This window comes from Legionella tunisiensis (genome assembly GCF_000308315.1).
GTDB lineage: Bacteria > Pseudomonadota > Gammaproteobacteria > Legionellales > Legionellaceae > Tatlockia > Tatlockia tunisiensis.
The window spans coordinates 1-4469 of record NZ_CALJ01000271.1; the positions used below are offsets into that span (position 1 = coordinate 1).

The window sequence follows — 4469 nt, forward strand, 5'->3', positions numbered from 1 at the left end:
GCCGTTTCCCGCCATGGCTCATAAAATTTTCTCCATTGAATACTGTACATAATTCAAATGGTAGAAGCAAAAAAGGGGGCTGTAAATGATTTCACTTTCAACAAAGTGCGCTTATATTTTTAGCTTATTGTTAAAATAAAAAATTGGCCTAAAAAATTTTTATAGGGTTGCTGTATAAAATGGGAAGAGCAATCTCATCAACGGTGGTCTTTATTTTTGAGGCAAAAAAAGAGGGAGTCAAGACTGTTTTTTATTATTTATTTGTTTATTATTTCTTGGTGGCAGGCTTAATTCTCGTGTCTAATAGGCTGTGGATAATTCTTTGATCTTCTCGCCTGTTTTTTATCAAGAGAGGCTTCTTTTTTGTTTCGATGCCTTATTTTATAAGGGACGAATAAATTTTTACATAATTTATTGATTTTTTCTTTATCCACAAATTCTGTGGCTAAAAATGTGTATAGAATGCCAAAACTCAATGGGCTAATGAAGTTAATTGAATGTTCAATTACTTCCCAGGGGTGATGTTCCAGACAAACTCGTTTAAAGCTCTTTTTTCTTTATACAGCACAATATTTACAGAAGGTGTCACGGCATACCACTCTAAGTCTAGCGCTTTGTTTGTGATATAATGTTGGCCAATATTGCTACTGCTGAATTTGGGGTAATTATCAGGTGAAGAGGTTACTATGGCATTATTTTCATTCACTCAATTTGTAGATTTGGTCTTTAGCCTCGGCTTATTTTTCAATGCAGTATTATTTATACCGCAAGCGATCGCAGTCTTTCGCAATAAGAGTGCTAAGGGACTCTCGCTATTAACGTTTGGTGGATTTAATATTATGCAGCTTTTTACCGCAATTCATGGGTACTTAGTTAAAGATTATTTATTAATGAGTGGCTTTTTATTAAGTTTTTTACCTGCGGAATAGTGACAGTCTTTATCTTATATTATGGGAATGCGGGTCGTTGTAATTAGTTAAGTATCGAACCAAAATGAATTCTCTTGCGAGGTGATTTCATTTGGTATAAAATGCATTGTAAAAATACAAAATGGCGATTAATGAACCTATTTTAATGCCCTGAAATCAGCTTCCCAGGGTTGGTTTTCGAATAAATTTCCCAAAGCAGGTTGTTCCTTTTACCTGTTTAGTTTCTACAGGCTATCAAACGTCACTGATTAATTCATTGACGAGATTATTTATTATAAAACTTACTCGTGAATAGTACCTACTTGTCAATTTTCTAAGGAGATTGGAACTATGAATTTAGTTGACAGCAGAATTATAAAAGCATCGTTTAGGGAAAATCCGCCTGAGGAAAGAAAACTGTTTCCACAATCTACCTGCCTCATGCCCATTAGTGTCGGGCAAGCGATACATGAAGGTGCGAAATTCGAAGCGGTAATTAAACTCATTAACGCTTCATTTAAGCAGTGCACTATTCTTGTAGATGATAGTGTGCAGCGTCACACTATCGGCATTATGAATCATGTATCTCCCGATGAATTATACCAATTGGCTGTTGCAGAGGGAGATGCCTGGTTAATGCGAAACGAGGTGGCTTACAGCCAATTGACCATTCCCTACGACATCATGCGATGGGATGATTGGTACAATAGTAGCCATTACATTGATAGTCATTTACGTGTACAAAATGAATATGATTTAAATGAATTATATCAAAAAGCCATCGATGCCAATATTGATGATTTTCTAACTCGCTATTTGAGTCGATTTAATCCAGAAGACATTGATCACGAGCGTGCATTCAAACTTTGTCTGGATTATCTCATTGAAGAATGTGCGGTCATGTGCCTATGGACAGAAAAAGCCTATGATTTTGAGGTTTATCCCAGTGGTCGGAATAAGGCGATGGCGGCGACTTATGATTATTTAATCAAACCGTATTATCCCAATCGCTTAAGACCTGTGGCACTTCGATTTAAAAAATATCCTGCGAAAGTCATTCCAGAGCTACTTTCTCATGACACGATGCATTCATATTTATTAGAAACACAATAGTCATTCAGGTGGATAATCTTTTTTAATCCATTGGCTAATTTTAACAATGCTTGCATCTTTTACCTGGAGTAGTTGCTGATAAAGCTGCTCCAGTAATTCCTGTTGTCCGGTTTTCCAATACCGTTCAAGATATTGGCATGCCATTTTCATCCTAACGGCTCCGACGTAGATTAAACCACCTTTTATTTTATGAGCCAATTGTTGTGTTTTTTCCCAGTCCAGCGAGTCATGGGCTTTTTTTAGCAGGGTAATGTCTTCAGGCAGGGATTGGTTGAGCATAAATTGTAACATCTCACAAAGCATTTCTTCAGAGCCTGATGTTTTAATGCCTTCCTCAATATCCAGTATTGGGAAAGGAGATAAGTCAAAAAATTCATTTTCTGTTACAGGTATTTCTGAAGCCCACGAACGTTGGATCAGTTCCTCCTGCTGCTTTGGAATAAAGGAGCCTAAAATTTCTATGCAGCCCTTTTGTGACAAGGGTTTACTTAGAACAGCATTCATTCCTGCTTCAATACATCGCTGTTTGTTTTCCTCACCTACATGCGCTGTGAGAGCAATAATCGGGGTATTACGATTTTCAGACATTTCCTGCACACGTATATGGCGAGTGACTTGGTAGCCATCCATGTCAGGAAGTCCAATGTCCATAAAAATCAGATCGTAATTATTTTGCTTCCAAAGCTGTAATGCTTCATCCCCATTAGAGGCCACATCAACCTGACAGTCCGATTGAATTAAGATGGATTTGGCCACTGTTTGCGCGATAGGATTATCTTCAACGACCAAACATGATGTGGTTCGTCCAAAACGGGTTTTGTTTGGAATGCCGTTATTGTACTGGACTTGATTGACGTTTCAGAAGGTGCGTGGTAGGGTTCAAACTCTTCATGAAGTCCTGTGTCATCTTCAACAAGCGCTATTTTTAATGGGATAATGCAGGTAAAGGTACTTCCTTTCTGCAATTCACTGTCTACATAAATCTCACCATCCAGATCATCAATGAATTGCTTAATGACGGAAAGTCCCAGTCCTGCGCCTTTGTAGATCCCTTTATAGGAAGGAGTCAACCGTTTGAAGTGCAGAAATATTTCTTGCTGCTTGTCTTTAGGTACCCCCATACCACTGTCTTCAACTATTAGTTTGATAATGATTTCCCTGTTGTTGCGGCTGGCGAGTTTGACGGTGAGTTTGACAAAACCGGCATCGGTGAAATTCAGAGCATTGGCGAGCAACTCAAGAGTGATTCGGTGGATGCGAACATTATCACCGATTAAGTATTGAGGAATAGCCTTATCAAAATCGAGGGATAAATCTAATCGTTTTGCAGCTGCTTTTGATTTATGTAAATCCAGTGCATGCTGCATAATATTTTTCAAAACAAATTTTTTCTTAACTTTGGGTATTTCACCAGAGCTGACACGAATTGCCTCCAATATTTCATCCATTAAACCGAGTAAAGCATGGCTCGATGCCACCAGATTTTCAGCATATTCTTTAACATTTGGATTGATTGCCTCGGCTTTAATAATGTCTGAAAACCCAACGATTCCAGTTAGTGGTGTACGAATATCATGGCGCATGTTTTCTAAAAATTCGGTTTTAGCGTGACTTGCTGCTTCAGCTTGTTCTTTGGCATGAAATAATTCAGTTTCAACTTTTTTCTATCGCTGATATCAATTGAAATCCCAAGAATACCTGTAATTTCACCTTGCTTGTTACGCATAGGCGATTTATGGCTTAAAACAATAGCATCTTTACCATCAACCTGGGATTTTTCTTCAATAATTTCTGTCTCCCCTGTTTCCATGATGTGTCTGTCGTTTCTTTGAAACAGTTCTGCTTTAGTGCCGCCCCAGGGTAAATCAAAATCAGTTTTGCCCACAATTTCATAGCCAAATTGGAAACCTAAACTTCTGGCTTGTCGGTTATTACAGCCTAGATAGACGCCATTTTTGTCTTTCCAATACACGTGTCCTGGCATGTTGGCAACAATGTTTTCCAGGGTAGATTGCGTTTCTTCCTGTTTTGAGCGAAGCATTGATTCTTGCTCTTTAAGATGGGTAATGTTTAATGAGATGCCAATAATTCCAATGACGTTGCCTTGCTCATCATGCAGTGGCGCTTTTCGTGTCAATGCAATAATTTTCTTTCCAGAAACCAAGGTTACGGCTTCTTCAACTTCCAGCGCTGTATCTAAGGTCATTACTTTTAAGTCATTGTCGCGTAACGTTTGAGCAGTTTCAATCCAGGGCATATCAAAATCGGTTTTGCCTATAACAGAAGACATGCCTGTCATTTCGAGAACGGTGTCATTGCTACCAAGATAATGACCTTCCTTATCTTTCCAGTAGATGATGCCGGGCAGTGATTTAATAATGCTTGATAGAATAGTCTCATTGGCATAAGGGAATGAAGGAGCATCCGACGCCGAAGGATGACTTGTTC

The 4469-nt window shown here is 38.5% G+C and carries 5 protein-coding genes; 2 read left to right on the top strand and 3 right to left on the bottom strand.

Translation table 11 applies throughout. The features are described 5' to 3' along the window. Nucleotides 1-686: 686 nt before the first annotated feature. Nucleotides 687-929, top strand: a complete 243-nt coding sequence (locus BN58_RS26380) for a PQ-loop domain-containing transporter (RefSeq protein ID WP_019217706.1) — start codon at nucleotides 687-689, stop codon at nucleotides 927-929. 330 nt (nucleotides 930-1259) lie between these two features. Beyond that, nucleotides 1260-2021: a hypothetical protein gene (locus BN58_RS16150; RefSeq protein ID WP_019217707.1), complete on the top strand. Its 762-nt coding sequence runs from the start codon at nucleotides 1260-1262 to the stop codon at nucleotides 2019-2021. Here BN58_RS16150 and BN58_RS34940 read toward each other — a convergent pair whose 3' ends face one another. The 3 genes from BN58_RS34940 to BN58_RS34950 all read right to left on the bottom strand — a co-directional run. Then, the gene (locus tag BN58_RS34940; RefSeq protein ID WP_232220717.1) at nucleotides 2022-2777 is read right to left on the bottom strand and encodes a response regulator; all 756 of its coding nucleotides are present in this window, start codon (nucleotides 2775-2777) and stop codon (nucleotides 2022-2024) included. It abuts the gene before it with no gap. Beyond that, entirely contained in the window at nucleotides 2759-3604 is an 846-nt protein-coding gene (locus tag BN58_RS34945; protein WP_019217709.1) for a sensor histidine kinase, read from the bottom strand. Before BN58_RS34945 ends, BN58_RS34940 begins: the two co-directional genes overlap by 19 nt. A 5-nt stretch (nucleotides 3605-3609) precedes the next feature. Further along, the coding region (locus tag BN58_RS34950) for a PAS domain-containing protein (protein WP_019217710.1) at nucleotides 3610-4469 on the bottom strand (860 nt) is incomplete at its 5' end.

Excerpts from the sequence above, each read along its gene's own strand:
- BN58_RS16150 (WP_019217707.1), top strand. The coding sequence starts at position 1,260 with ATGAATTTAGTTGACAGCAGAATTATAAAAGCATCGTTTAGGGAAAAT.
- BN58_RS34945 (WP_019217709.1), bottom strand. The coding sequence starts at position 3,604 with ATGCGCCATGATATTCGTACACCACTAACTGGAATCGTTGGGTTTTCA.
- BN58_RS26380 (WP_019217706.1), top strand. The coding sequence starts at position 687 with ATGGCATTATTTTCATTCACTCAATTTGTAGATTTGGTCTTTAGCCTC.